The organism is Providencia sp. PROV268, assembly GCF_028477805.1.
GTDB lineage: Bacteria > Pseudomonadota > Gammaproteobacteria > Enterobacterales > Enterobacteriaceae > Providencia > Providencia stuartii.
In genome coordinates, this window is record NZ_JAMPLW010000008.1 from 21,633 (window position 1) to 46,445 (window position 24,813).

Sequence of the window (24,813 nt, forward strand, 5' to 3'; positions counted from 1 at the left end):
CTTCATTTGACGTCCGAGTAATTTTATATACTCGTTGCTAATCGGCTTCATCATTCACCCTCTGGCATTGGTGGGAGTGGCATCCAGTGGGATGGATAGCAAATCAACTGAGTTCCAAGTATTTCTTGGTCTAGCCAGCAAAAGTCCCCATCATCATCTAGATATGCGACCATCATTTCTTTAGTGTCGTCACAGTAGACCAACACTTCAGTATTATCTTCAGGTAGTGAATCACTACACTTAACCCAATTAGTTCCCTGCATTAGATGCCTCCCTCTGTTAACGTTGTTCCTTTCATCACTCAACACCTCGCTTAATTACCGAGTTATAAATTGATTCGGCAGCATTTCTTAACGCTACTTTATGGGTTAGCTCTTGCTGTAGCTTAATGATCAAAGTGTCCGACGTATGACTGCTATCATATTCATGATATTGCTTAATCAAATTAATCATCAATTCCAACTCATCAATGCTTAAATATAATCTCATCTAGAAGTCCTTATGATTTGGTGTGTTACGGTTGGCGGTTGCCATGTCAGCGCGAGCCATTGCGTGAGTTTGGTCGGTGTCGAATAAGCAAAGACCTTTCTGGTCTACAAATGCTGTTCCTGTTTTACCATGACGGTTAAGTCTCACAATAAGCTCTGTAAGCCTCTTGTCGGCTTTGTCGTTGTAAACTGAGTCTTTGTATATTCCCATCCAGTAATCGCAATCCTGCTCGATTTGACCAGTATCACGGCTATCGCTTGGCATAGGTCGCTTATTGGTTCTGTCTTCCAGTTTGCGGTTTAGCTGTGTGAGTAATACCACGGTAGTATCAAGCTCTTTTGCCAGTTGCTTGAGCCCTTTGGTAATTTCACCATAGGCAATATCGTTTCGGTCTGCTTTACCAGCTTTCATCAGCGTTAAATAATCCACACCGATAAACCCGATTTTCCCAACCTTGCGTTTCAGCTTTCTGCACTCTGATTGAATGTGCTCAAGCGTCATTCCCGCTGTATCATCAACCCAAATGTTAGGCTTTTCGCTAAGGTCATTAATAGCTTTGCCAAGTAGCGCCCATTCGAAATCATCCTCAGTGCCGCCGTAAAACATGTCAGAGTTTAGGCCTGACTTCTGGCTTACCATTCGTTCAACCAATTGCTGATTTGACATCTCCATGCTGAACAGAGCCACTGGCAAACCATCATCGGAAACGTTCTTCGCCATTTCAGTTAAAACAGTTGTCTTACCCATCTTTGGACGCGCACCGATAACGAATAATGACCCACGCACAACAAATTTAGGTGCCAGCATGTCATCAAGAGGCTTAATGCCTGTCTTGAGTCCTACAAACTGATCGGGATTGTTAAACATGTTTTCTACGCCTTCGAACCACTCAGGCAATAGCTCAGCCATATTCTTCAAGCCAGACTTTCGACCAGTAACACCGTTTTCGCTTGCGTCAGTTACCAGCTTCTGCACGAACTCCATTTTTTCACCAAAGCTTAGAGTGCTTGGCTCAATCAGTAATCGTGTGGCTTCGTTGATTTTCTCAATGGCATAGCGCTCATTGGCATACTCTTTGATTTTCTTCGAGTAATGGAGCACGTTTGCGGTGCTTGGGGTATTCTTTGCAATTTCAGCCAGATAGCCCAATCCACCTGTAGTTCCTTCGCTTCCAGTTGCTTTCAAGCTGTCAGCCACAGTTAAGATATCAATCGGTTGATGCTTGCTAGCCATTGACCGCATTTGCTCAAAGATAATTTTGTGGTGGGTACCATAGAAATCATCTGGCTTCAACACAGCAAATACACGCTGAGCATTATCACTGTTTGGGTCAATCAGTAGTGAGCCGATAACACTTTGTTCGGTCTCTAGGCTGTGTGGCACTTGGTAATTCATAGCGATCCCTCCCTAGTTTTTAACACTGTCGACGGTCTTAGCAGATAATCGAAATTAGCCCTCCAACCAGAATCGTTTTCACCGAAATAAAAATCTTTAGCTGAACTCATGAAATACTCAAAATAGTTTTTAGCCGCTTCGACTGTTGGCTCTTTGAGTTCTTTCAGGAATTTTGAGATGGCTCGTTTCCGCTTGTCATTCAAGGATTCAGCATTTGGTAATCTGTCACCAGCAGCCTCGTTAAACGCATTCATAATTTCGATGTAGGGGATGTTGTTTTTTCGATTGGTTGAAATTAACTTTTCACAATCCCCCTCTTGAGGGGTTAGGGGAGTATTTATTTCTTGTTCAAATACATTCTTATTCTGTTTCACTTCTTTTGTTACTAGGTTAGTAACCTCAGTTAAGCCCTGAACGTTGGTATCACTGGGTTTGATTGTCACCTCATTAGTAACTTGCTTTGTCACCTCGTAATTTGCCTGATATTCAAGGTAATTTGTGATTGTGATTATTGTTCCGTGTCGTGTACCTGCGCGGGTTATCATCCCTTCTTGCTCAAAAAAATCCAGCATGTCTCTGACTTGTTTTTCAGTCTTTTCTTTTCCCTTTGCATCCTTCAGTTTTCTAGCTAAAACTTTTGCTTTTGTTACCAACTGACCAGCCCGAAGATCCCAAGACACACCACCAAACTCAACTGTTGTTGGCTTATGCCTTGCCTGCCCTAGTAATCTGACCCATAGCGCAAGCTTAGCTGTATCTTCTGCCCAGCTTGCGTTAAGCAGGCTCCTGAATATCGCGACGTGACCAAGTTTAGAGTTATCCATCCGAGAACTCCTAGCGTGGTTCTTGTTGCCAAAATCAGCATATGCAACGTTACTCATGCGTTTTCCCTCCCAATAGTTCTTTCCTGTGAGCATTCCTTAGTTTTGCATCTTCAAAAGCTTCTCTAAGTCGCTTTATCCCTAGTGGGGTAACTTTCCTGAGTTCCCTATCCCGCATGATGTTTTTATGCACTGCATGATAATTAAAGTCATGATTTCGTTTATTTTTCATGATATAATTCTCTTATTCTATTGCTGTATCAAAAAAGGGAAACGCTAAATTTCCCTTGTTATAATTACTGGTTGTTGATACAGTTGTTTTGATCGTTAAATATCCAAATTGATTTGAGCCTCATCATTCGCCGTGGTTGAGGCTTTTCTTTTAACCTTTCCCTTCCCTTCAAGAGCCTGAATTAGCCTTTCTGCATAGTCACCTTCAAGCACAACTTTCGTTGGCTTATCGCTGATATTTACAGAATCAGGGGGTAATCCGAACTTACTCACCAACTGGCAAGCTAAATCGAATATTCTGGCTTTATCTCGACTGGATTTTGATGGGTGTATTCCTAGCGCCTTAGCGAGTCCGTTATTACCGACTGAATACATTTGTTGAATGTAAAACGTCATCAATTCGTTTGATGAGCACTCTACTTTGATATTTTTTGCATTTTCCATAGTCTATAGTCCTTTTTAGATACAGTTAGTCCGTGACTCACGATCCAGTGAGTTAAGTTTTGCTCGGAGAGGTTGCTCTGAGCGTTCCGTTGGAAATAGACACCCTAGTCTGACTCTAGGGACAGCAACATCTATTTCCAGTTGTAAAAGAGCAGGTAGTACTTACTGATAACGTTGCGGATAAAGAATCTCTAATTCAGTTATTTTTCCGCGATAAAAATTTGCGAGTTTTTCTGCTATATCCAAAGATGCAGCTTGAATTCCTCTTTCTAATCTAGAAAGGTTCCCTGCATCAAAATTTATAGCGCTAGCTACTTCAGATATTGTCAGCTTCTGTTCAAGCCGAACTTTCCTTAATGGTGTTTGCATATCAGTCTCCTTATTGATGCGCTGCACGCATATTACCACACAATAAAATATGCGCAATACGCTTTGTGTTGTGCGCATTAATAAAGTTGAATTAACATATGAAAATAGGGACACGAATTAGAGAACTTAGAAAGAAGAAGGGGCTAACCATCCTTCAATTAGCCACAGCAATTAACAGCGATGTGGGGAATATCTCTCGCCTTGAAAGAAATATTCAAGGTTACTCAGAAAATACGTTAGTTAAAATAGCCGAAGCTCTCGGGGTTTCGGTAGCTGACTTATTTTCAGAAAGCCCACCACAGCTTGATGAAATCGAATATATAGGCACAGTGCCTTCAGGAATGGTTCAGGTGCGCGGTGAGGCGTTCTTAGGTGCTGATGGTGCTGTTGATATGATCGAGGCTCACAATGGCTGGCTGAAGATATACAGCGACGATAAAGACGCATACGGGTTGAAGGTTAAAGGTGACAGCATGTGGCCGCGCATTCAATCAGGCGAGTTTGTTGTGGTTGAACCAAATACAACAGTCAGATCTGGCGATGAGGTTTTTGTGCGCACGGTTGAAGGTCACAATATGATTAAGATTTTCAACAAAACTCGTGATGGGGACTATCAGTTTTCCAGTATAAACAACTCACACAAGCCCATTACTCTATCACCAGATCAAGTTGACACCATGCACTATGTGTCAGCTATCGTTAAACCAATTAAATATATAGACGCTTGCGAAAAAACAGGCCGAGCACTGTTTTAATGGCCTGACGACACGTTCATATGAAAAAATTATGGGGTTGTATCAAGCAGCACAAGGTAGAAATAACCGCAGCACTATCCGTGATTGCAATGCTGGTATGGTTTGATTTTGATGATGATGCCATATTCCAACTCTACGAGATGATTTTTGGACGGCCTGACGACACGTTTTAGGAGAATGCATGGCATTTAACGACATTGAGATAGCTAACATTAAGCGGTGTATGGAGTTTTTCATGGAAAAGCGCCGACCTGCTGAACACCTAAGGGATGAGCTGGATTTAAGCTATAGCATTGAAGATGACTCCGTTGTCATATTTGAAGTAAGACGCCTTACTTGGAGTGACGGGCAAGCTCAAGAGCCGATAGCAAAAATTACACATGACAAATCTAACAGCTCTTGGTCTCTGTTTTGGATGGATAAAGACAGCAACTGGCACAACTACGATGAAATAATGCTAGGCAGTTTTTCTGACGCCATTAGGCTCGTTGAAGATGATGCCCGTGGCTGCTTCTTTGGATGACGACACGTTTTAGGGTGTGGCATCTAAGTCTGATATAAAATAATTAAAAAAGTTGTTGACATTGGGTTGGCAACTGGAATAGTCTAAGGACGTCAAGCCCAGCCCCGTTCGTAGACAATAGTTAATATCTACATAACGGCTCTGGGCGTTTTTTATTTGATTATGAAAAAGACAGCTATTCTTATTGATGCAGGATTCTTTATCTCACGAGTTAACGCTGTAAGGCGTAAGCATTTTAAAGGTCATGATTTAAATGCATCTCATCTAATGAAATTAATATGGGGGCTTGTTCAGTATCACTTGAACAAAAGACATGGCTCTCATGAGCATAGATCTCCACTGGAATTATACCGAATTTATTTCTACGATTGCCCACCTCTTGATATACAAACAAGGTACCCGTTGCCAGCCGAAAAAGGGCACACGTCGCCACCAAGGAAAAATTTTAAACTAGAGCCATCTTATATTCTAAGAACAGAACTCCATGAAGAGTTAAGGAAAAGCAGAAAAACAGCCCTTAGAATGGGAACACTAGTTGATAGTAAGCGTTGGCAAATAAATGAACACACGCTCAAAGATCTTCTTGCTGGCCGGAAAAAATGGGAACAACTGACCAATGATGATTTTCATTACGACATAAAACAAAAAGCTGTAGACATTAAGCTAGGCATGGATATAACCATGCTTGCATATGAAAAATTAGTAGATGTAATGGTTTTGGTGGCTGGTGACTCAGATTTTGTCCCGGCAGCTAAACACGCAAGAACAAAAGGAATAGACTTCATCTTAGACCCATTAAGGCAAGATGTATCACCAACTCTATCTGAACATATAGATGGGATTCAATCTTATAGTTTAATTTCTGCAATTGCAGACATACTACAAGTAACCCCAGAGCCCATGCCAGATTGGTGGGAAGATAAAGTAGCCAGATCAGAAGTTAGAAAAAAAACAAGCAAGCATAGAACAAAACCTAAAAGAAGATAATCTCCCAGCCCTCCCCGCGAGGGTTTTTTTGTGTCCTATCCCCGCCAAAGAAGTGATCTGCATTCCAATCTGAGATTCTTTTGAAAATAAATTATCAGTGAAAACAATTAAATAGTGAATATTCTTCTCACGCATTTAATTAATATGCAAATATGCGCTTGACGCATTTGCGTATAATGCATATGATTAACTCATCAACGGAACACACCCTGAGATAAATGCTCTTTAACATGTTGCCTTTTGTGTGGTTAGTTTAGTAAGGCATAGCGGAACGCACAGGACAACTTTCCCGTGCAATGCTTTAAAAGTGAATTTTGGGGTGATGGCCTAAAAGGCAAGCAGTCGCCTTGTGGGCGAAAGACAGCTACCGGAGGCATTCGGCATCACCACCAAAAATCACTTAGGAGGCATTATGAAAGACAAAAAAATTCTCACAATGAATGGACTTGTTAACAAAAAAGATCTCGCGCCAAAGGTGACGTACATAGATAACCTTAAGGTGCGGAAATACAAAAAACGCGGTGAATATTATGCACAACGCGCCTTAGCAAAAGGACGCTCAGTGGAAGAAATTTGGGATTCGATATTTGGAGTTGAGAAGAAAGAACGCCCTGTTCTCTCTCTCAAACCAACAAAGCATTATCCAAGTGGAGACAACTGTTGCTTACCTAATGTAGCAATATTTTCAGGAGTTAAAACAAAACAGCCGAGCAGTGAGTTCGGGGTTACGGCGAGATAAAGCCCACGGATGGGCTTTTATTAACAATCTACGGCAGGGTTTTCATTACCGATTCTAAATCCCTGCACTCAAATTCAGACGTCCAACCGCAGGAGCTACAATGGTAAGGAAAATCAGTAAAACCACTACCGACCGCTTTAAGACAGTTGGGACAATACACAGCCCTAATGTAGTTGCCAGAGGTGTCTTTTCTAAAGGCCGCTCCCATGTGCTGGATAAATTGCTCCTTTTCCCTATAACTCGCTATTTCCTTCTCAAGTTCGCTGTTCTTTATTTTAAGCTCGGCAAGTTCTTTTTCGGTGGCTTCATTGGCTTTTTGAATTACTTCAATTTGCTCTTAGATGAAAGCGATTCGCTCTCTAAGTACCTCGTTCGTTTGAACAGTAGAAAGAGCACCAATGGCATTTTTAACCGAAGAAATAAATAAACCTACATCCATGAAGTTATTCCTTATTTTGACTGTGGAATAACCAATATATCAATTTTCCTTGACTGTGGAAAGTAAGGAACCACCTCGCCTGACGTGGTTAAAAGCAGGCACAGTTAACTAATTACAGTCCATCAAGGTGGGCTGTGGTGAGTTGATTAATAGATAGGAGATAGAGATGGAAATTGAAGTAAATACAAAAGCGAAAGTTGACATTAAAACGCTAAGGACGTGCATTAAAGTTTCTGACAGTTTCAACTGTGACATTCTTGATGCTAACGGGAATAAAGTAGAAAACTATAGCTACTATGTTCCTAGCTTTTTCCCCGGTGACCACTACGGTGATTATCTGATGTTAGATATCGATATCGAAACAGGAAAGATAACGAACTGGAAAAAGCCAACGCCTGAAGAATTACAGGAAATGCTTTATCCAGAAGACGACTAGCATCGTGTTTAGTTAATAACGGAGGGAGTATGGATCGTATTCCAGAAGTTGATTTTGAAGATATGGAACATGGAAAGACATATCTCTGGTATCGAAATACAAACGATATTGATTTTGCTTGGTTGAGTGACGATGGAAAGCACTTAATTACACCTGAATATTTCAATGACAGTGTTCCTGACTATTGGGAATTAAGCGCTGGTCTGGTTGGTGTATTGTATGGGCCAGTAAATATTGAAACTGCAATCAAGCCAGATGAAACTGAAGAATAACGGAGGGAGTATGCCAGATAAAACAGGTGGAGCGGCTTTTCCAGCAAGCGGGCGTCCAGATATGCAGTTTGTAGCGCAGGAAGGCATGAATTTACGTGATTATCTAGCCGCTAAGGCTATGCAACCAATGATTGCATATTTCGGTGAGCAGGCATTTAGCGATTATTCTATGAATGAAATTTCTGAGGAAGCCTACCGCATGGCAGATGCAATGTTAAAGGCTAGGGGGTGATATGGAGTTTAAAGGAACGCCAGCGCCGTGGCGATGTCATGACAAAAGACCAAACTGTAGCGGTTACTCTATATTCGGTAACGATGGGCAGTATATCGGTTTTGTAGGTGACTCTGATGAGCTAACACCCATAGATGCCAACGCCCATCTAATCGCAGCAGCGCCAGAGTTATTAGAGCAGTTAATAAGACTTCGCAATAAAATTGCAAGCTATAAACCAGATGATGACGATGATTTAGATATCGTTGACGCTGTAATCGCAAAAGCCCTCGGTCAGCAGTAACCCACCGCACCAACACCAGAACCTAAATAACAATCGCTATCAATCGATAAGTGAGGATTAATCATGCAATCAAAAAACAAATACAGCCGTGCAATGCGAGACGTTTGCATGGTTAAACCAGTTAAACCTCAAGCAGTTAGAAATAAGCCAACATCAGGGTTTTGTCTGGCAGTTATAGCAATATTCGCATTCCTATTACTTCCTGCTTTGGTGAGGTGACTTATGAATAAATGCATACAGCTTTTATTGTCAACTTTTGGATGCGACCACTCTTCATCAGGAACAATTATTACTTGTGTCAACGGAAATGACATCAAGCGCATAGACGGTGATTACGGAATAATCATTAGCAAACTACAGTTCACGGAAAAAGAACGGTACGAAAACATTAAGGAAAATGGGCAGCTTGCTGGGTTTATTGATGAAGCCATAGCAGCAGGCGACGGGCAATGGATTGTCGATTACATCAGGAGCAAAGGTAAGGTGGCAGCATGAGAATTTCAGAGTATGAAAATTTCGTCACCATTCCAGACCGCGAGCATCTAGCAAATCAATATGATGAGCTAGCTAATGAAATGGCTCAGCGGTTTTATGATGCGGTCATGGATGAAACTCCGCATCTAATACAAAAACTTAATGAATCTGAACTTGATGGTATTTGGAATGGATTATTTAAAGCCGCTAAGTCTGAAAACTTACTGAGATAATCAAAGGGAAAAATATGAGTAACTCACTAGTTTCAATGGCTGGCTCACTTGCCAAAAAGTTAGAGCTGGCTATTGATGAAAAAGACCTAATTCAAACATTGAAATCCACGGCATTTAAAGCCGAAGCAACAGAACAGCAATTTTTAGCCCTTCTCATCGTCGCTAATCAATACAACTTAAACCCTTGGACTAAAGAAATTTACGCATTCCCAGACAGAACAGGAATTGTTCCGGTGGTTGGTGTTGATGGTTGGGCGCGCATTATTAATGAAAACAAAAACTTTGATGGCATGGAGTTCATTATGGACGCTGACTCCTGCACATGCAAAATTTACCGCAAAGACAGGAGTCATCCTACCTCGGTTACTGAGTATATGGATGAATGCAATCGAAACACCCAGCCTTGGAAATCACACCCAAAACGGATGTTACGGCACAAAGCAATGATCCAATGTGCTCGACTAGCTTTTGGTTTTGCCGGTATTTATGACCAAGACGAGGCCGAAAGAATTACCGAAAACACACCAACGGGCGTTATTAACGGGCAAGAAAGCCACGAAAAAAGAGCTGAACTAATCGCTAAGTGCGAAGCGGCAGCAGCCAAAGGAATGGACGCATTTAAACAATTATGGACGGAGTTATCAGGGGATGAGCGAACCATTATCGGATCCGCTGAAAAGGAACGAATTAAAAACTCTATAGCCATTGATGCTGAATTTACCGAGGTGCCAAGTGGAGCAGAAAACTGACGAATGGTATGCGGCAAGACTAGGATGTGTTACCGCCAGTAACCTATCAAAAGTAATGGCAAAAGGAAGCGGAGCAACTCGTAGAAATTATATGGCTCAGCTAATTTGCGAAACACTAACAGGACAAAAGGAAGAGTCCTTTAAATCAGCCAGTATGGAGCGTGGAAACGAGCTTGAGGCAGTTGCAAGGGAAATGTATTGCCTCAATGAGTTCGACGCCACAGTGACAGAAACAGGCTTTATCCCTCACCCATCTATCGAAGGATTCGGAGCTAGCCCTGATGGGTTGGTAGATGAAGATGGACTTATTGAAATCAAATGCCCAAACACCGCAACTCACTTAGAAACGCTTAGGACAGGAAAGCCCAAGACAGAATATCTATTACAGATGCATGGGCAAATGATGTGCACTGGACGCAAATGGTGTGACTTTGTCAGCTACGACAATCGCCTTCCAGTAAACCTCGCTTATTTCAAAACACGGATTGTTTTTAATGACGAGCTAGCACAAGAAATTGAGCAAGAAGTTCGTAAATTCTTAAATGAACTCAAGGAAGAAATAGAAAAGTTAACTAAATATGCGGAGGCTTCTTAATGGCTAGTAAATTAAAAGTTTCTGATATCAAAAAATGTGCTCACTGTGGCGCAGAGTTTTATAAAAAAGCAAAACACAGCATTACCCAATGGAAAAATAGTCGATTTTGCTCGGTTGGATGCAACTCTCGTTATCATGGGGCGCTAAAGAGAAGATGCATATTCGACAGGGTTAGAGAGAAGCAAATAATCAGTCTTGATGGGTCTTGTTGGGGTTGGTCTGGAGCTATGGATAACCACGGACACCCAATAATATCCAACAGAGTCAGAGCAAATAAATCTCCAGAAAAGGCTCATCGAGTTAGTTATGAAATGTACAAAGGGGCGATACCTGATGGTGCGGTTATCATGCACAAATGTGACAACCCTGCCTGCACAAATCCTGACCACTTAGAAGCAGGAACCCAAAAGCAAAATATGATGGATTGCTCAAGAAAGGGAAGGTTAAACCCCAATTCATTAAAAAATTTAGTTAGCGGGTCAAGGGGGTATCTTGGCGCTGCTGTTGATAAAAATAAGGTGAGCCATGTCAAGTAAGGGCGTTAATAAAGTTATATTAATTGGTCGGTGCGGTGATGACCCATCTATACGTTACATGCCTAACGGCGGCGCTGTGGCAAACCTAACTCTGGCAACTTCTGAAAGCTGGCGCGATAAGCAAACCGGTGAAATGCGCGAGAAAACAGAGTGGCATAAAGTGGTGATTTTCGGCAATTTAGCTGAAATTGCAGGCGAATATCTGAAAAAAGGAAGTCAGGTATACATCGAAGGTTCTTTGCAAACCAGAAAATGGCAAGACCAGAGCGGTCAAGACCGATACACGACAGAAGTCGTTGTGAATATCGGCGGCTCTATGCAAATGTTAGGCGGCAATAGCAATCAGGCAGGAATCCAGCAACCAGCGCGACAATCTCAACAGTCACAGCAACAATCGCCGCAGAATGAGCCACCGATGGATTGGGATGACAATATTCCCTTTGCCCCTATCGGGCTGCAATACTCACGCCACGCTATTTATGTGATTTAACCAAAGGATATATTTGCAAGGATGCAAACAGGAGATAGATATGACTATTGAACAGTTACAAGAAGAAAATGCGAAGTTGAAACAGGCGATTATCAGCATTTACAAAAACACGGAAGAAATCACACTCAATGGCGAAGATGGCTATTACGCAGTAAAGCAAAGTGTTATTGATGATGTTATTGACTTAACGGAAGATTAATTTAACTCGCAGGGATGCAATGAATAAAAAATGCCGCCACGGCGCGGACGGCAAGGGGACGTGCAGGAATGAAGCTTATAATTTATCTGTGTATGCAGTTTAAGAATAGTTAACGAGCAGGATTTGGCAAGATATTTAGACAAAAAAAGCCGACACAGGGAGCATCGGCGAAAGTTGCACAGCTTGTCATTAACCTTTCTGGCTTAAGTGTAGGTGATGATTAAATATTTGCCATGAAACGTTTTAATCCTAGCGATTAAATATATGCAATAAGAGGGATGAATATGAAAGACAGAATCAAGTTTAACGATGCAATGTTAGCGGCTGTCATGGATGGCAGAAAAACACAGACACGTAGACTGATTGAACCACAGCCAAAAGTAACCGAGGATGAATTACGCAATTTAGGTGCATGGCAAGATGGTTACACACTATCAGAGCAAGTATGTGCAGCATGGAGGCATGGTTTTGTTGATGTTGATTGTCCGTATGGTGAAATTGGCGACATCATCAAAGTTGCAGATAAAGACGGTAATATCAAAGGGAAAATTGAAATTACTGATGTTTGGGTTCAGCAAGTACAGGAGATATCGCAGCAAGACGCAATGAAAGAAGGCGCACCACCAAGCCACCCTTCTATTGATATTGTGTCGCGTGAATATGGTTTCCCTGACTTTTCTCGTTCGTGGTTCGCTCAAACATGGATAGATATATACGGCGAAGATAGCTGGAATAATAAAGAATGGGCGTGGGTTATTGAGTTTCGCAGAATTTATTGATTATCACTACTTAACTAAATTTTAGATGGTATAGTCAGCTCTCAACTATAAGGAGAGTGACATGGAATATTTACTAATTAAAGATAATAATGAAACAGAAGTTATAACCTGTCTTTATAAAAAGCAAAAAACGAAAGGCCATAGATTTGGAGATGCAGTAGAACCCACTGTAAGTGATAAATACAGAACCACTTCATTTAAAATAAGTGGTTATTATTATAATGTTGCATATGAAACTAAAGTGCCAACAGAAGAAGAATTTATAGAAAAGTCATCTGGATTATTAGATGGCAAAGGTGGCTACATAAAATAATTAATTAACAAATATATCCAACACCCTGCACTAGCAGGGTTTTTTATACCTAAAATTCAGGAGTAAGCATGGATAAATCAAGGCAGCAATTTGAAGAGTGGTTTGCACCACAGAAAGAAGAAATGAAGCGGAATGGGTTAGGTATGATTTCGATAACGAGAATGCACCAGCGCCAATGGATGGCATGGCAAGCATCACGCGAGAGTTTAGAAAAAGAACGCGACGAAGCCATTAAGCATTTAATTCTAGTTTTCCAACAATACGCAAATAGCGACCATTTATTTATGTCGGCTGGTGAAGATGCTTGCGAATTTTTAGAGGATTTAGGCTACGGAATTGATACTGGTCGAACTCTTGAATTAACCGATAAAGGTAGGCAATTAATTAAAGAAGATTGGGAGTGAAAATAAAATGAAGCTACTTGCCTTAAATGACGAAGAGTATTCTTTATTGCAGAATATATTAAACAACTTTGTATTACACGGCGTAGAAAGCATCCCAAATGACGATAGTTGCAATGTACTTAAAATGAACGACCGGATTAATGAGCTAAAAGATGTAGAGCCTGTTGGTTATATAACTCCTGTTTCTGGACTTCTTCTTCGTAGAAAACAAAAAGCATTTATTTACCCAGAAAAAACAGAAACTAATATCCCACTATATCGATTGGATTAAATAATAATGAAGCTATTTGTACTGTTATTAATTTGGCAGGGATATGTTACGCCTGTAACCGATACATTATACACACAGCAAGAATGCGAGAGCCGTGCTATGCAGATAATGATGGTGCGGGATGTTGAGATAGTTTGCGGTGAGGTGATTAGATAATGAAAATAACAATCGAATGTAAAGATAATGAGTATTTATTTGCTCTAGAAGCGGCAAAAACAATTATCAGTAATAAACCAGATGTTAATGCGCTAGCTGTGGCTACTGGTGATGGAAAAACAGCGTACGGTAAGAAATCACACGCAGGTAATTACAAGATAACTGTGAAGGATTAATCAATGAATAAATACACTGAACTATCTGACTTCGAGATTAATAAAGCTGTATTTCACAAAGCAAAAATAAAGCATAAATATTTTAGATTCTTACCTAATGGCGTTATTACTTATAATATCAAAGGTAAATATCAAGTATTCGACCCATGCAACAACCCATCCGATGCAATGCCGATTATTATTGAGAATAAATTAACTTTGTCACCAAGATACGATAGCGACGAGTGGATTTCTGAATCTCTTTTTTATCATGATATTTACTCAGTAAATAAAAACCTATATCGCGCCGCTATGGAAGTGTTCTTAATGATGAAGGATGCGGAGAATGAAAAAGTATGACTTAATTCTCGCTGACCCGCCTTGGCAATATAATAATAAAGCATCAAACGGAGCGGCAACCAATCATTACAATACTACCGACTTATATTCCCTATCCAGATTACCCATAGAAACTATAGCCTCTGAAAACTCCGTACTGTGCATGTGGTACACGGGTAATTTTGCACTTGAAGCAATTAAGCTATCCGAAGCATGGGGATTTAAAGTTAAAACTATGCTTGGTTTCGTGTGGGTTAAATTAAATAAATTGGCAATGGAAAGAATAACAAAGCAAATACAAAACGGTGAGCTATTCGATGCCTACGATTATATGGATATTTTAAATAACGAAACGAAAATTAATGGTGGTAATTACACTCGTGCAAATGCAGAAATATGCCTGATAGCTGTTCGTGGTAATGGTCTACCACGTCAGTCCGCCAGTGTTCGACAAGTTGTTTACTCATGCCTTGGTGATCATAGTGAAAAGCCAAAGGAAGTACATCACAGGTTAGAGGAACTATATGGAGACGTGCCACGCATCGAATTATTCGCTCGTGAAAAATTTGGCGATTGGGATGTATTCGGGGATCAGGTGGAAAGCAATATTCAATTTAATAACGTATTGAAAATAGCATAGGTGAATTATGGACATTATCGACTCAGCAAACGAACTCAACGAATTAAGAATTCAAGCCGCATTATCAAATCGCCAACCAGTAACTAAATCAATAAACGGAATGTGCATCTGGTGTGAAGAAATGCCAGCAAAACCAAATAGCGCATATTGCAGTAAAGATTGTGGGGATGATGATGAGAAATATAGAAGGAAGAATGGATGATGTAACGCTTGAAAACGGACGCCGAAAGATAGCAAGGGAATGCAGAGACAAATTAAAGCAACTCAAAAAACTCAGCGATAAACAAAGCGCGGCAATACTTAAAGATTACCTTCCGAAGTTTCAATTAACACTCAGCGAAAAACACAAGAAATTCCCACCGATTATGTGGTTGACTTATTACGTCAACTCTATCGATAAGGAGATTAATAGTGGATGACTCTCTTTATACAATAAAAGAATACGCACCGATGATCCGGCTGTCATCTTCAACGGTATACCGCAACCCTGCTAAATATTACATGTTCAGGGTCGGTAGCTCATGGAGAGCAAACAAGGAAAGCCTGAAAAAGTTTGAACAGGCGCAGTTTAACGACAATAATGTCTATCGGCTGGCTGTAGTCGGTAGCGGGAGGAAAACATGCCGATCTACAAAAGAGGTAAGAAATACTGGGTTGACGTTACAGCACCAAGCGGAGAAAGAATTAGAAAATCTGCTGGCACGGAGGATAAAGTCAAAGCCCAAGAGTATCATGACAAGTTAAAACATGACCTATGGCAAATGGAAAAACTGAACAGGATTCCTGATAGGTCGTTTGAGGAAATGATGTTACTGGCTTTAAAAGATGCCGAAGGACAAGCATCATTTCCTACAAAACTTGCCTACGCTGAATATTTCCAGTGTGTATTTAAAGGAAGGAAAATATCTACAATAACCAGTGATGAAATAGCTAACTCTTTGCCCGTTTATAATCCAAAAACAAAGAGAAAGCTATCCAACGCAACACAGAATAGATATCGTTCTTTTATTATGCGTGCATTTTCACTAGCTCACAAGATGGGATGGCTAACCAAGTCATCCTATATACCACGGATGAAAGAACCCACTGTTAGGGTTCGATGGCTAGAAAAGTGGGAAGCTGAACTACTCATATCTAACATCAAAGTTAAGTGGATGAAGGATTTTGTTTCTATTGCTATTTTAACGGGTATGAGAAAAAGCGAGATATTATCGCTTAAATGGAAAAGTGTAGACATAGTTAGAAGAGTTGCTCATGTAACCGCAGATAATGCAAAGTCAGGACGAGCTAGACCAGTTCCGCTAAATGACGTGGCCATTGAGGTTCTAAATGGAATTGAAAAGGATGGTGAATATGTGTTTTCCAACAAAGGAAAGCGAAGGAGTAACTATTATCGTGAATGCTATTATCAAGCGTTGATTGATTCCGGTATAACTGATTTCACTTTTCACGACTTGAGACACACTTGGGCAAGTTGGCACGCACAAAGTGGAACTCCGTTAATGGTGTTAAAAGAAATGGGAGGATGGGAGACATTAGAAATGGTTCAGAAATATGCTCACTTTAGCGGTCAGCATTTAACCAAATATAGTGAGCACGTCACAATTTCGACACAGCCGAAGAATGAAGCCAGCCAAAAGCCACACTTAACTCTTTTAACTGGCTGATGTATAACGATTAATTTCACACATCCAGAATTCAAAATCACTTCAACTTTAGACTATGAATCCGAAGCCGCCATCATGGCGAATATGCCTTTAATCACACAAGGACGGACAGTGATCAGTATTGCGCACCGTTTGAATACTATCATGCATGCGGATCGCATTTGTGTAATTTGCGACGGTAAGGTGGCTGAAATGGATAACCATCAAAATTTGCTTCAGCAAAATGGGTTATATGCACATTTATGGCGGCAGCAAACTCAATAATAGTACCGTCAAAGCACCAGCATGCGCTCGGCTGGTGCTTTTTCCAACAAACAGCTCTTTTTTTTACTATCAATAACTTTCGCTCGACATGCGCTATGGTACAAGGGAGTCAGCTAGGGTATTATTGCGCGCTGGATTATTGGTATACGCCCTTTAGCAGTAAAAATATATGGCAAAAGAACAAACTGATCGCACCACCCTTGATTTGTTCGCTGAGGAACGCAGGCCTGGGCGACCTAAAACAAGTCCGCTGTCGCGGGATGAACAATTAAGAATCAACAAACGTAATCAACTTAAGCGTGATAAGGTCAAAGGACTACGCCGCGTTGAATTAAAACTTAATGAAGATGCTGTCACGATATTGAATCAATTGGCGAATGAAAAAAACATGAGCCGTAGTGAGTTGATAGAAGAGATGTTAATGTCACAGCTAGCGCTAGTCTATGAGCCTTCTGGTCAATAGTTTCGTCTTCATAAACCACACAAATTCGACAGATTTATTCACGCTTTTTCGCCAAAATAGGGTCAAAATTCTAGGTACTTTAGTTCAAATTTAGCCCTATCTGGCTTTAGTAAACCAGATTGGAAAAACAAGAGGTTATTCACTTTATGGCAGTCATAGGCATTTTCTTCGGTAGTGACACTGGTAATACAGAAAATATTGCCAAGATGATCCAAAAGAGATTAGGCAACGAGAACGCGGAAGTTCATGATATTGCAAAGTGCAGTAAAGAAGATATTGAAGCATTCGATATTCTGCTTCTCGGTATCCCAACTTGGTACTATGGTGAAGCCCAATGTGATTGGGATGACTTCTTCCCAACACTCGAAGAAATTGACTTTGAAGGTAAACTTGTTGCTTTATTCGGCTGTGGCGACCAAGAAGACTATGCGGAGTACTTCTGTGATGCGATGGGAACCATTCGCGATATTATCGAGCCACGCGGTGCAGTGATCGTCGGTCATTGGCCAACTGATGGCTACCATTTTGAAGCATCTAAAGGAATGGCGGATGATAACCACTTTATCGGCCTTGCTATTGATGAAGACCGCCAGCCGGAACTCACCGAAGAACGTGTTGATGCATGGGTACAGCAAATTTCAGAAGAGATGTCTTTGTCTGAAATTTTAGGCTAATCGACTAATTAGAAATAGGCTTATTAATACTATTATAATAATGCGACAAAGCATGGTTTCTATTTTTTATTTCCATGCCTATAATTGTAAATCAGTTTAGAAGACAACTGAATTTATGTTAAAAACGTCTCATTATTGTTAAATTTATGATTTAAGATACAGGACAAACCCGCATGACAGACAACAATAAAGCATTGAAGAATGCTGGACTCAAAGTCACTCTTCCAAGATTAAAAATATTGGAAGTACTTCAGGAGCCTGAGTGCCATCACGTCAGTGCGGAAGATCTCTACAAAAAGCTGATTGATATGGGCGAAGAGATCGGTCTGGCTACAGTTTACCGCGTATTAAACCAGTTTGATGATGCAGGTATCGTGACACGTCATAACTTTGAAGGCGGTAAATCCGTTTTTGAGCTGACTCAACAGCACCATCATGACCACTTAATCTGCCTAGACTGTGGAAAAGTCATCGAGTTCTCTGACAAATCCATCGAAGAGCGCCAGACCAATATCGCTGCACGCCACGGTATTAAACTATCTAACCACAGTTTGTATCTTTATGGTCACTGTGCTGATGGCGATTGCCGTGAAAATGCGGACGCACACGATCCAAAAGAGTAATTACCGTAAATCTTTGCCTTTAACTGACTATAGATAGTTTTTAAAAAGGCTGTGGGATTTGAGTCCAGTACTCACTGGGCTCTAGCCTTCCCCACTTCATATTAATGCCTTACTTATCCTGTTTTGAGATCTTTCAAGAACCTAACGAGTCCCCTTCAATCCTTTGTCAGCTGAGTAAAGATTAAGTCGTATGGTTGATAGGGTTCTGATACCCAAGCTCGGCGGGTAATAGAACGTGATTATTGTATGGTGACGATAAAACCGTGAGGGAGCCTCTTCATTCGCTCCCTCACCACATACCCGTTATTTTTGAGTCACGATTTCTACACGACTCGCCCTCGCCCCGTCTGGACTTTTCGCTCTTATTTTGACGTTCCCATTGACTTTGGGTGGGTTATCCGCCGAATAAACCTGCCAGTTATCGCTATCTGCCAATGCATACTCGATAATTAAGCTAGGGTAACTGATATTCGCCAGTAGCACACCGTTTTCAATTTTTGCGCCAGGAACAGGGATACGGTAGGCAACTCCGGCTCTATCTAAGCGGCGAAGCTCTTTTTGCCCTACGATAGTCGCAAAACGGTTCCAATCATCTGCTAATTTTTGCTGTGAAACATATTGGGTTTTACCACCAATATATTCACGCCCTGATTGATAATCATTTTCCCATTGCGCCTTATGCCACGCTCTTTCTGCCAGCGGCAAAATGCGAGGGAATAACATGTATTCGACCTTATCATCCGTTCTGACGGCTTCACTCCACAATTGCCCTGAAAGACCATATACGCCCGGCCAAGGCTTGTCGCTTTTCGCACTGAAAGGATTCCCATCTCTATCCACTGAGGTTTCAGCATTTTGAGGGAGGTTATTCGGGGCAAAAGCAAAGACTTTTTGTTCATCACTCGCGCGTGTTGCCCAGTAGTAACCACTTTCACTTGGGTTAACTTCATAAGGCATATCAAAATAGACATAGTCTGGGTTGGAGATAACCACTTGGTAGCCTTTGTTTGCCCAATCATTTGCCGAGTCAAAGCCTCCCCAATAGAGAGTATCCCAGAAATTAACGCGAACATTGTCAGTGGCGAAATCTTTCGCACTCGAAGCGTCTTTTAAACCATCCTGCCATGCTTGCATTGTTGTAACGCCTTTTTGTTGCAAACTTTTACTCACCTGTTTAGCAAAATGGCTGGAAAGATGGTCAAAATCGCTGACATCCCCTTGCTGAATTAAAGCCTGACATGCTTTCGATTTTGCCCATGGCTTATCTTCGCGCTGTTTATCAATAATACCTTTGCCCGGCTCAATAGGGCCGCGTTTATCTTGGAAGCCTGCACCTAAGCGAATATTTTTCGCCTCATCACCACCAAAATGCCATGTTTTCAGTGGAACACCTGCTTCATCGTGCATCTGCATCACTTCACTGACGACTTTATTGACAAAGTTCTGTGATGAATCTAAGCAAGGGTTTAAATAACTGCGCTTATCATAAAACTGTACCGATGTGGTTATTGAAGTATCTGATGGGTCAACTAAGCGGTACTCATTTGCCCCTTGTTCATCGCCCGCCGCGCTTAACTTATTATAACGCGCCTCCATAGCAACAACGGCTGCACGTGCATGGGCTGGCATATCAATTTCAGGGATCACCTCAATGTTGCGATCTTTGGCATAACGTAAAATTTCAATATAGTCATCACGCGTGAAATAGCCGCTCCCCATATTATTATTGTCAGCCCCCGACCCGAGTTGCGGCAATAAACATTTTTGCTCAGTTAAATCATGGCAACGCTGACTTCCCACTTCCGTTAATTCAGGTAAACCGGGGATCTCTATCCGCCAGCCTTCATCGTCGGTTAAATGAAAATGGAATTTATTTAATTTATAGCGTGACATCTGGTCAATTAATCGCATCACCACCTGTTTACTGTGGAAATTTCGTCCAACGTCTAAAAAGACCCCACGATATTCCATACGTGGTTTATCATTCACGACCATTGCTGCCACTTTCGGTGTGTCACCTTCAGTTACCGCTGACAATAATGAACCTACACCATAAAATAACCCTATACGGTCATAACCAATAATTTCGGCTCGTTGCGGTGTGATCACTAATTTGTAAGCACCACTCACTTGATCTTCAGTAGAAAATTGCTTAGGTGCGATTTTCCCTTCAATGGGGAACCCGTGACTATTTTGTTTTAGCTTGCTCAGTTGTAAGTGTTGTTCAATAACAGCTAACTCACCTTTCGTTAGCCCATTTAGTTGTAATTTAACGCCTTTACTCAGATCAACATCCTCTGACTGCAAACTGATATCAAATGGAGTAGGTAAGATTTGCCCTCGCAATTGCTGCTCAGATAACGGTTTCATCGCTAAGTTTTTTTGATAGCGGTTTTCTGGTGTCATTAATAGATTGTTATCGGCGTCGGTTCGTTTCCAATTTTTCAGTTCAAAGGGGGTAACAAAGGTTGTTGGATCTTGAGTATCAGTGCTCTTAAGGTTGCGTGGGGATGCATCTCCCGATGTCGCGTACCACCTAGGCATAAAGTCTGAATAACTAACCTGCCAATATTCTCCCGTTAGCGGTAATACCACTTTTTCGTGGGCTTTAATCCCTTTAAATTGCTCTGTTGGTGTAATTTTATGAAGGTCGCCTGTAATATGTGTGATCTTAAATTGCGGGTTATCTTGTTTTAGAATCTGTCTAATACTATGAAAATAAAGCACCCAATCGTTGGATTCAATCGCAGTATCGCCATTTGTTAAGGTAATATCGACACGGTTACATGCAGCCCAATCGGCACCCAGTGCAGCACAGTGAGTACCATGCTCACCAGCTTGGTTATCAAGCACATTTATTTTCACATCTATATCACTTAATGCATCGACGACTTGAGCCGATGATTGTTCAGCATTTACTGCGGTAGAAAAAAGTGTTGCTGATATGAATAATGCTAAAGGACTTAAATAATTCTTTTTCATTGTGACCTCAATATTAAATTCAAAATCAACCACTGCTATTTTATTTTTTAATAGCAGTGACCGCGCTATTAAAAAATAGTAAATGGCATCATGACCATAAACTTAATATCTTTTTCATCTTGAAATATATTGCCGAACCCACCACCATAGCTTGGAATATCTGTATGGTTGTCATATTTAGTAAAATGTAATTTAAATAAGGTATCTTTCGCCTTACCTGTCTGAACGGTATATAAAATATCAACGTTCCAAGCCGTTTCTTTTAATTTTACATCTTGAGCATATTGTGTATTCGTGCTGGGTTTAGCATCCCATCCATAAATATATGATGTTCCTACTTTCCAACCAGCAAGATCCCATTTAGCTAAATCGTACATCACCCCCGCAAAGAGCGCTTTTTCATTATTCGCGTTATAATCGGAGCGCCCATCCCACCAAATATCTAATCGCCCATTTGATGTCGCATACCCCGGGGTCATACGCTGTAAAAAATAGCCCTGATTCCCCTTTGCCTTCACATAAGTGCCTTCTAATCGAAAATCAAACTGATCATAGGTATAGCCAAACGTCACGGCTTGCAAGAACGCCAATCCATCGTAAACATCATTAATGCCACCATTGGTTACCTTATCTTTTGCTCCATAAAATTGATAAGACATCCGCAGGTCACGTGTGGCCACAGGAACAGCATAAGAGGCCTTCGCAAAGTACTGGTCCATATAGCCTTTTGCTTGCCCATAAGCCGCCTCTAAAACAAGGTTATTTTTAAAATCATATTTAAAACCAAGGGATTGCAAATAACTGATCCCTGTTTGACCATCCGCTTCACGGAAGTTATACATATCGCGATACCAAGGCGCTTTATAACGGTCTGTCCACATATATGACAGGCTCAAGGCCCCTTGTTGTGCGAAATCAAATACCCCACCGATTTCGAAACCCCGATAAGTTCCGGGCATATAGCTCCAGTGAGAAGCTAATAGTGTTTGTCCTGTTGGTTGGATATAACCGCCTCTGCCCCAAAACGGACCATATTGCATTTTAGCCGCTGCTTTATAAACGCTGACACCACTTCGATCACCGGTCCATTTTTCATCCCAACGCGTTTTTGCATCACTAAAACCAATTTCATTAGGCGCCGCTGGGCCACTATTGGATAATTCTATGGCTGTAAATGCGGCTAAATCTAAACCGATGACATCCTGAAAATAACCTGAAGAATAATCAAGGCTGGCATTCACGGTTGAATGTTTAAGGTTGTCGACATATTTCTTATATTTATCGCTTTCTGGATTTAACTCTTTCCTCGAACGGTCACGTTGCCAATAATACAAACCGCCTTTAAGGGTTGAATCATCTAAAAATTGCTCAGAAAAACTTATTGGTTGATAACTAATAGGAAGGAGTGCTATTCCTATTTTAAGCACGAGTATTCCCCTGCCACGATTGACATTTTTATTAACCATTCGATGTTTCCTCAGTTTTTTATATTATTTTTCAGTGATAAATTTCAGTAGCCGCCCATTAAGTAATGATTAGTTTTGATAAACAAAATACGAGTACCTACTTAGCCTATTTTTCGCAACGCGAATTATCAAGGCTAAAAATATATTTATTCCTAAAATATGAGCCAAGACACATTAATTTTTCTATTCATTCACAGTAGTAATTATTCGAGTTTATGGTGTTTCTCGAATTAATATCCTGAATTTAGGATAAAATGCAGGCAAAACACTATGGACAGAATGGGCATTTTGGACTTATTTCAACATAAAAAATAACTGCATTTGAATGTAATCGTTTCATTCAAACTTGCTAAGTTGATTCATAACTGCTTTAGTTGATGAATAGTTTTTCACTCATAAACAGATCAAGTGAATGATTTTAGTGAGGGAAAATAAGGCGATTCAATAAGAGAAATAAGAGGGATCCGTCACACGTGAATATAGAGAAAAGTCAGCAGGAAGGTTGGCGTACACTACTCACCGGTAAGAATCTCTGTTTAACACTTGCCTTATCGGGGGGGATTTGCCTCCATGCGATTAATGTTTATATCACCATTACCACATTACCTTCCGTTGTACGGGATATTGGCGGCATTAATTTCTATGCTTGGAATACCACACTGTTTATTCTGTCTTCGATTATTTTGTCCGCCCTTACCTCACGGATCCTCAATTATTTTGGCCCCAAAAAAAGTTATGGGCTGGCGACGTTGATTTTTCTTGTAGGATCCGTTATCTGCGCTATCACCCCCTCAATGCCAGTGATGCTCCTTGGCAGAGTGATCCAAGGGGCTGGTGGCGGGATTTTACTCACCTTATCTTACTCAATGGTACACATTGTATTTCCTCAACATTTATGGTCGAGAGTGTTAGCGATGATGTCGAGTATGTGGGGAATGGCAACATTACTAGGGCCAGCACTGGGTGGCGTATTTGCAGAGTACGATATATGGCGAGGAGCATTTTGGTGTCTGGTCGTAGTCGGTATCCCTTATTTATGGCTGACTTGGCGGATTTTGCCGGCAAAAAATCCCCATGAAAACTGCCCTCAACAGCCGATTCCATTACAGGCCCTTTTACTGCTTTCTTGCGCCGTGCTCGCCATCTCTCTAGGCAGTTTGAGTCAAGACAAATTTATCCCTATTGGAGGGATGTTTATTGCCGTTTTACTGTGTGCTCGATTAATGGTTATTGAGCGTCGTGGTCATAATACGCTTTTTCCTTCGGGAACATTTCGCTTTTCTGCACAATTAGCGCCTATTTACCTCACGATGGCATTGTTGGGTCTAAGTGTACAAACAGAGGTTTTTGTTCCCTATTTTTTACAGATATTGCATGGTGTGGCTCCCTTGTTATCAGGCTATTTAGCGGCCCTAGTCGGTGCGGGTTGGTCAAGTGCCGCCATTGCTTCCTCATCACTAAAGCCGACGGTTGCCGTGCGAATTATTCGTTTCGCTCCACTATTCACACTGGTAGGCCTAACCACTCTTGCATTGTTCATAACAAAAATTATTGCTATTGAAGCATTTCAGGTATGGATTATTTGTATTGGTCTATTTATCACTGGCGCAAGTATTGGTGCAGCATGGCCACATTTGCTCACGCGAGTATTGCAAGTCTCGGCTGGAAGTGAATCTCAAAAAGCGTCGTCGGCAATTACGACCTTACAGCTATTTTCCACTGCTTTTGGTGCCTCTTTGGCAGGTATGATCGCTAACCTTGCAGGGCTTTCTTCACCTGGAGGGATTGAAGGTGCACAATCGGCATCAATATGGCTCTTTATACTCTTTTCCTTAGTACCTTGCTTTGCGCTAATTACCGCTAATATTGTCGCCAATAGGGTGGATTTATCTGCGAAAAGCTGCGAATAGAGGGTCATTCCCCCTA

39 protein-coding genes and 1 pseudogene are annotated in these 24,813 nt (G+C 41.1%); 31 read left to right on the top strand and 9 right to left on the bottom strand.

Going from position 1 to position 24,813, the window contains the following annotated elements; translation table 11 throughout:
• Positions 1-50: 50 nt before the first annotated feature.
• The 6 genes from PR699_RS06935 to PR699_RS06960 all read right to left on the bottom strand — a co-directional run bounded on the left by PR699_RS06935 (position 51) and on the right by PR699_RS06960 (position 3,749).
• Positions 51-263: a DUF551 domain-containing protein gene (locus PR699_RS06935; RefSeq protein ID WP_060561205.1), complete on the bottom strand. Its 213-nt coding sequence runs from the start codon at positions 261-263 to the stop codon at positions 51-53.
• Positions 264-297: 34 nt separating this feature from the next.
• Entirely contained in the window at positions 298-489 is a 192-nt protein-coding gene (locus PR699_RS06940) for a hypothetical protein (protein ID WP_014657874.1), read from the bottom strand.
• Positions 490-1,884: a DnaB-like helicase C-terminal domain-containing protein gene (locus PR699_RS06945; RefSeq protein WP_272572876.1), complete on the bottom strand. Its 1,395-nt coding sequence runs from the start codon at positions 1,882-1,884 to the stop codon at positions 490-492.
• On the bottom strand, positions 1,881-2,708 hold the full coding sequence (locus tag PR699_RS06950; RefSeq protein ID WP_249687081.1) for a replication protein: 828 nt from the start codon (positions 2,706-2,708) through the stop codon (positions 1,881-1,883). The genes PR699_RS06945 and PR699_RS06950 overlap by 4 nt, the downstream gene beginning before the upstream one ends.
• 324 nt (positions 2,709-3,032) lie before the next feature.
• Positions 3,033-3,380 (bottom strand): hypothetical protein, encoded by a 348-nt coding sequence (locus PR699_RS06955; RefSeq protein WP_272577831.1) that lies wholly within the window; start codon positions 3,378-3,380, stop codon positions 3,033-3,035.
• Between the two features lie 162 nt (positions 3,381-3,542).
• Positions 3,543-3,749, bottom strand: coding sequence for a helix-turn-helix transcriptional regulator (locus PR699_RS06960; RefSeq protein WP_154623707.1), 207 nt, complete (start codon positions 3,747-3,749; stop codon positions 3,543-3,545).
• Between the two features lie 98 nt (positions 3,750-3,847).
• Here PR699_RS06960 and PR699_RS06965 point away from each other — a divergent pair, with 98 nt between their 5' ends.
• Positions 3,848-4,504: a S24 family peptidase gene (locus PR699_RS06965; RefSeq protein ID WP_249890486.1), complete on the top strand. Its 657-nt coding sequence runs from the start codon at positions 3,848-3,850 to the stop codon at positions 4,502-4,504.
• 42 nt (positions 4,505-4,546) lie between these two features.
• Here the strand turns inward: PR699_RS06965 and PR699_RS06970 are convergent, their stop codons facing one another.
• Positions 4,547-4,741 (bottom strand): hypothetical protein, encoded by a 195-nt coding sequence (locus PR699_RS06970; protein ID WP_191864193.1) that lies wholly within the window; start codon positions 4,739-4,741, stop codon positions 4,547-4,549.
• On the opposite strand from PR699_RS06970, the gene PR699_RS06975 reads away from it, so the two are divergent.
• From PR699_RS06975 to fur, 29 genes and pseudogenes are all read left to right on the top strand, one after another.
• Positions 4,740-5,027 carry a DUF3024 domain-containing protein gene (locus PR699_RS06975; RefSeq protein ID WP_223854688.1) on the top strand — a complete coding sequence of 96 codons (288 nt, stop codon included), beginning with the start codon at positions 4,740-4,742 and terminating at the stop codon, positions 5,025-5,027. The genes PR699_RS06970 and PR699_RS06975 overlap by 2 nt on opposite strands.
• Before the next feature lie 162 nt (positions 5,028-5,189).
• On the top strand, positions 5,190-6,014 hold the full coding sequence (locus PR699_RS06980; RefSeq protein ID WP_063073724.1) for an NYN domain-containing protein: 825 nt from the start codon (positions 5,190-5,192) through the stop codon (positions 6,012-6,014).
• 412 nt (positions 6,015-6,426) lie between these two features.
• Complete coding sequence (locus PR699_RS06985; RefSeq protein WP_230085851.1) at positions 6,427-6,753, top strand: hypothetical protein; 327 nt, start codon at positions 6,427-6,429, stop codon at positions 6,751-6,753.
• A gap of 100 nt (positions 6,754-6,853) precedes the next feature.
• On the top strand, positions 6,854-7,180 hold the full coding sequence (locus tag PR699_RS06990) for a hypothetical protein (protein WP_272572877.1): 327 nt from the start codon (positions 6,854-6,856) through the stop codon (positions 7,178-7,180).
• 178 nt (positions 7,181-7,358) lie between these two features.
• Positions 7,359-7,628, top strand: a complete 270-nt coding sequence (locus PR699_RS06995) for a hypothetical protein (protein WP_249890488.1) — start codon at positions 7,359-7,361, stop codon at positions 7,626-7,628.
• Positions 7,629-7,657: 29 nt separating this feature from the next.
• Entirely contained in the window at positions 7,658-7,900 is a 243-nt protein-coding gene (locus PR699_RS07000) for a hypothetical protein (protein WP_249890489.1), read from the top strand.
• A 10-nt stretch (positions 7,901-7,910) separates the two neighbouring features.
• A complete protein-coding gene (locus PR699_RS07005) occupies positions 7,911-8,132 on the top strand; it encodes a hypothetical protein (RefSeq protein ID WP_249890490.1) in 222 nt (73 codons plus the stop codon).
• Position 8,133: 1 nt separating this feature from the next.
• On the top strand, positions 8,134-8,415 hold the full coding sequence (locus PR699_RS07010; RefSeq protein ID WP_249890491.1) for a hypothetical protein: 282 nt from the start codon (positions 8,134-8,136) through the stop codon (positions 8,413-8,415).
• A gap of 222 nt (positions 8,416-8,637) precedes the next feature.
• On the top strand, positions 8,638-8,910 hold the full coding sequence (locus PR699_RS07015; protein WP_154611335.1) for a hypothetical protein: 273 nt from the start codon (positions 8,638-8,640) through the stop codon (positions 8,908-8,910).
• On the top strand, positions 8,907-9,122 hold the full coding sequence (locus tag PR699_RS07020; protein WP_060561218.1) for a hypothetical protein: 216 nt from the start codon (positions 8,907-8,909) through the stop codon (positions 9,120-9,122). The genes PR699_RS07015 and PR699_RS07020 overlap by 4 nt, the downstream gene beginning before the upstream one ends.
• Before the next feature lie 14 nt (positions 9,123-9,136).
• Positions 9,137-9,871: a phage recombination protein Bet gene (gene bet, locus PR699_RS07025; protein ID WP_121874696.1), complete on the top strand. Its 735-nt coding sequence runs from the start codon at positions 9,137-9,139 to the stop codon at positions 9,869-9,871.
• Positions 9,855-10,466, top strand: coding sequence for a lambda exonuclease family protein (locus PR699_RS07030; protein WP_193450954.1), 612 nt, complete (start codon positions 9,855-9,857; stop codon positions 10,464-10,466). Before bet ends, PR699_RS07030 begins: the two co-directional genes overlap by 17 nt.
• Positions 10,466-11,002, top strand: coding sequence for an HNH endonuclease signature motif containing protein (locus tag PR699_RS07035; RefSeq protein ID WP_231405869.1), 537 nt, complete (start codon positions 10,466-10,468; stop codon positions 11,000-11,002). The genes PR699_RS07030 and PR699_RS07035 overlap by 1 nt, the downstream gene beginning before the upstream one ends.
• Positions 10,992-11,492 (top strand): single-stranded DNA-binding protein, encoded by a 501-nt coding sequence (ssb, locus tag PR699_RS07040; protein WP_163762141.1) that lies wholly within the window; start codon positions 10,992-10,994, stop codon positions 11,490-11,492. Before PR699_RS07035 ends, ssb begins: the two co-directional genes overlap by 11 nt.
• 40 nt (positions 11,493-11,532) lie before the next feature.
• Positions 11,533-11,691 (top strand): hook protein, encoded by a 159-nt coding sequence (locus PR699_RS07045; protein ID WP_163768728.1) that lies wholly within the window; start codon positions 11,533-11,535, stop codon positions 11,689-11,691.
• Between the two features lie 284 nt (positions 11,692-11,975).
• The gene (locus PR699_RS07050; protein WP_196993094.1) at positions 11,976-12,470 is read left to right on the top strand and encodes an ASCH domain-containing protein; all 495 of its coding nucleotides are present in this window, start codon (positions 11,976-11,978) and stop codon (positions 12,468-12,470) included.
• 61 nt (positions 12,471-12,531) lie between these two features.
• The gene (locus PR699_RS07055) at positions 12,532-12,783 is read left to right on the top strand and encodes a hypothetical protein (RefSeq protein WP_196993095.1); all 252 of its coding nucleotides are present in this window, start codon (positions 12,532-12,534) and stop codon (positions 12,781-12,783) included.
• A 68-nt stretch (positions 12,784-12,851) separates the two neighbouring features.
• Positions 12,852-13,187 carry a hypothetical protein gene (locus PR699_RS07060; protein WP_196993096.1) on the top strand — a complete coding sequence of 112 codons (336 nt, stop codon included), beginning with the start codon at positions 12,852-12,854 and terminating at the stop codon, positions 13,185-13,187.
• Positions 13,188-13,194: 7 nt separating this feature from the next.
• Positions 13,195-13,458 (top strand): hypothetical protein, encoded by a 264-nt coding sequence (locus tag PR699_RS07065; RefSeq protein ID WP_196993097.1) that lies wholly within the window; start codon positions 13,195-13,197, stop codon positions 13,456-13,458.
• 155 nt (positions 13,459-13,613) lie between these two features.
• Positions 13,614-13,790, top strand: a complete 177-nt coding sequence (locus tag PR699_RS07070; protein ID WP_004916560.1) for a hypothetical protein — start codon at positions 13,614-13,616, stop codon at positions 13,788-13,790.
• A 3-nt stretch (positions 13,791-13,793) separates the two neighbouring features.
• Positions 13,794-14,129, top strand: a complete 336-nt coding sequence (locus PR699_RS07075; RefSeq protein ID WP_196993098.1) for a phage protein NinX family protein — start codon at positions 13,794-13,796, stop codon at positions 14,127-14,129.
• Entirely contained in the window at positions 14,116-14,748 is a 633-nt protein-coding gene (locus PR699_RS07080) for an MT-A70 family methyltransferase (protein WP_014657846.1), read from the top strand. Before PR699_RS07075 ends, PR699_RS07080 begins: the two co-directional genes overlap by 14 nt.
• Positions 14,749-14,755: 7 nt before the next feature.
• Positions 14,756-14,950 carry a hypothetical protein gene (locus tag PR699_RS07085; RefSeq protein ID WP_041705225.1) on the top strand — a complete coding sequence of 65 codons (195 nt, stop codon included), beginning with the start codon at positions 14,756-14,758 and terminating at the stop codon, positions 14,948-14,950.
• The gene (locus PR699_RS07090; RefSeq protein ID WP_041705223.1) at positions 14,943-15,167 is read left to right on the top strand and encodes a hypothetical protein; all 225 of its coding nucleotides are present in this window, start codon (positions 14,943-14,945) and stop codon (positions 15,165-15,167) included. The genes PR699_RS07085 and PR699_RS07090 overlap by 8 nt, the downstream gene beginning before the upstream one ends.
• A 201-nt stretch (positions 15,168-15,368) precedes the next feature.
• A complete protein-coding gene (locus PR699_RS07095) occupies positions 15,369-16,415 on the top strand; it encodes a site-specific integrase (protein ID WP_272572878.1) in 1,047 nt (348 codons plus the stop codon).
• A 39-nt stretch (positions 16,416-16,454) separates the two neighbouring features.
• A pseudogene (locus PR699_RS07100) lies at positions 16,455-16,679 on the top strand (type I secretion system permease/ATPase); the annotation flags it as partial.
• Between the two features lie 169 nt (positions 16,680-16,848).
• On the top strand, positions 16,849-17,142 hold the full coding sequence (gene ybfE, locus PR699_RS07105) for a LexA regulated protein (RefSeq protein WP_004918124.1): 294 nt from the start codon (positions 16,849-16,851) through the stop codon (positions 17,140-17,142).
• Between the two features lie 146 nt (positions 17,143-17,288).
• Positions 17,289-17,816: a flavodoxin FldA gene (gene fldA / locus PR699_RS07110; RefSeq protein ID WP_014657842.1), complete on the top strand. Its 528-nt coding sequence runs from the start codon at positions 17,289-17,291 to the stop codon at positions 17,814-17,816.
• Between the two features lie 173 nt (positions 17,817-17,989).
• Positions 17,990-18,439, top strand: a complete 450-nt coding sequence (gene fur, locus PR699_RS07115) for a ferric iron uptake transcriptional regulator (protein ID WP_004918120.1) — start codon at positions 17,990-17,992, stop codon at positions 18,437-18,439.
• Positions 18,440-18,742: 303 nt separating this feature from the next.
• Here the strand turns inward: fur and PR699_RS07120 are convergent, their stop codons facing one another.
• Together PR699_RS07120 and PR699_RS07125 are read right to left on the bottom strand one after the other, a co-directional pair.
• Positions 18,743-21,421 carry a beta-N-acetylhexosaminidase gene (locus PR699_RS07120; protein WP_272577832.1) on the bottom strand — a complete coding sequence of 893 codons (2,679 nt, stop codon included), beginning with the start codon at positions 21,419-21,421 and terminating at the stop codon, positions 18,743-18,745.
• Positions 21,422-21,489: 68 nt separating this feature from the next.
• Complete coding sequence (locus PR699_RS07125; RefSeq protein WP_004918116.1) at positions 21,490-22,887, bottom strand: OprD family outer membrane porin; 1,398 nt, start codon at positions 22,885-22,887, stop codon at positions 21,490-21,492.
• Between the two features lie 473 nt (positions 22,888-23,360).
• Between PR699_RS07125 and PR699_RS07130 the strand changes: the two genes are divergently transcribed.
• Positions 23,361-24,797, top strand: a complete 1,437-nt coding sequence (locus PR699_RS07130; RefSeq protein WP_004918113.1) for an MFS transporter — start codon at positions 23,361-23,363, stop codon at positions 24,795-24,797.
• The last annotated feature ends 16 nt before the right edge of the window (positions 24,798-24,813 follow it).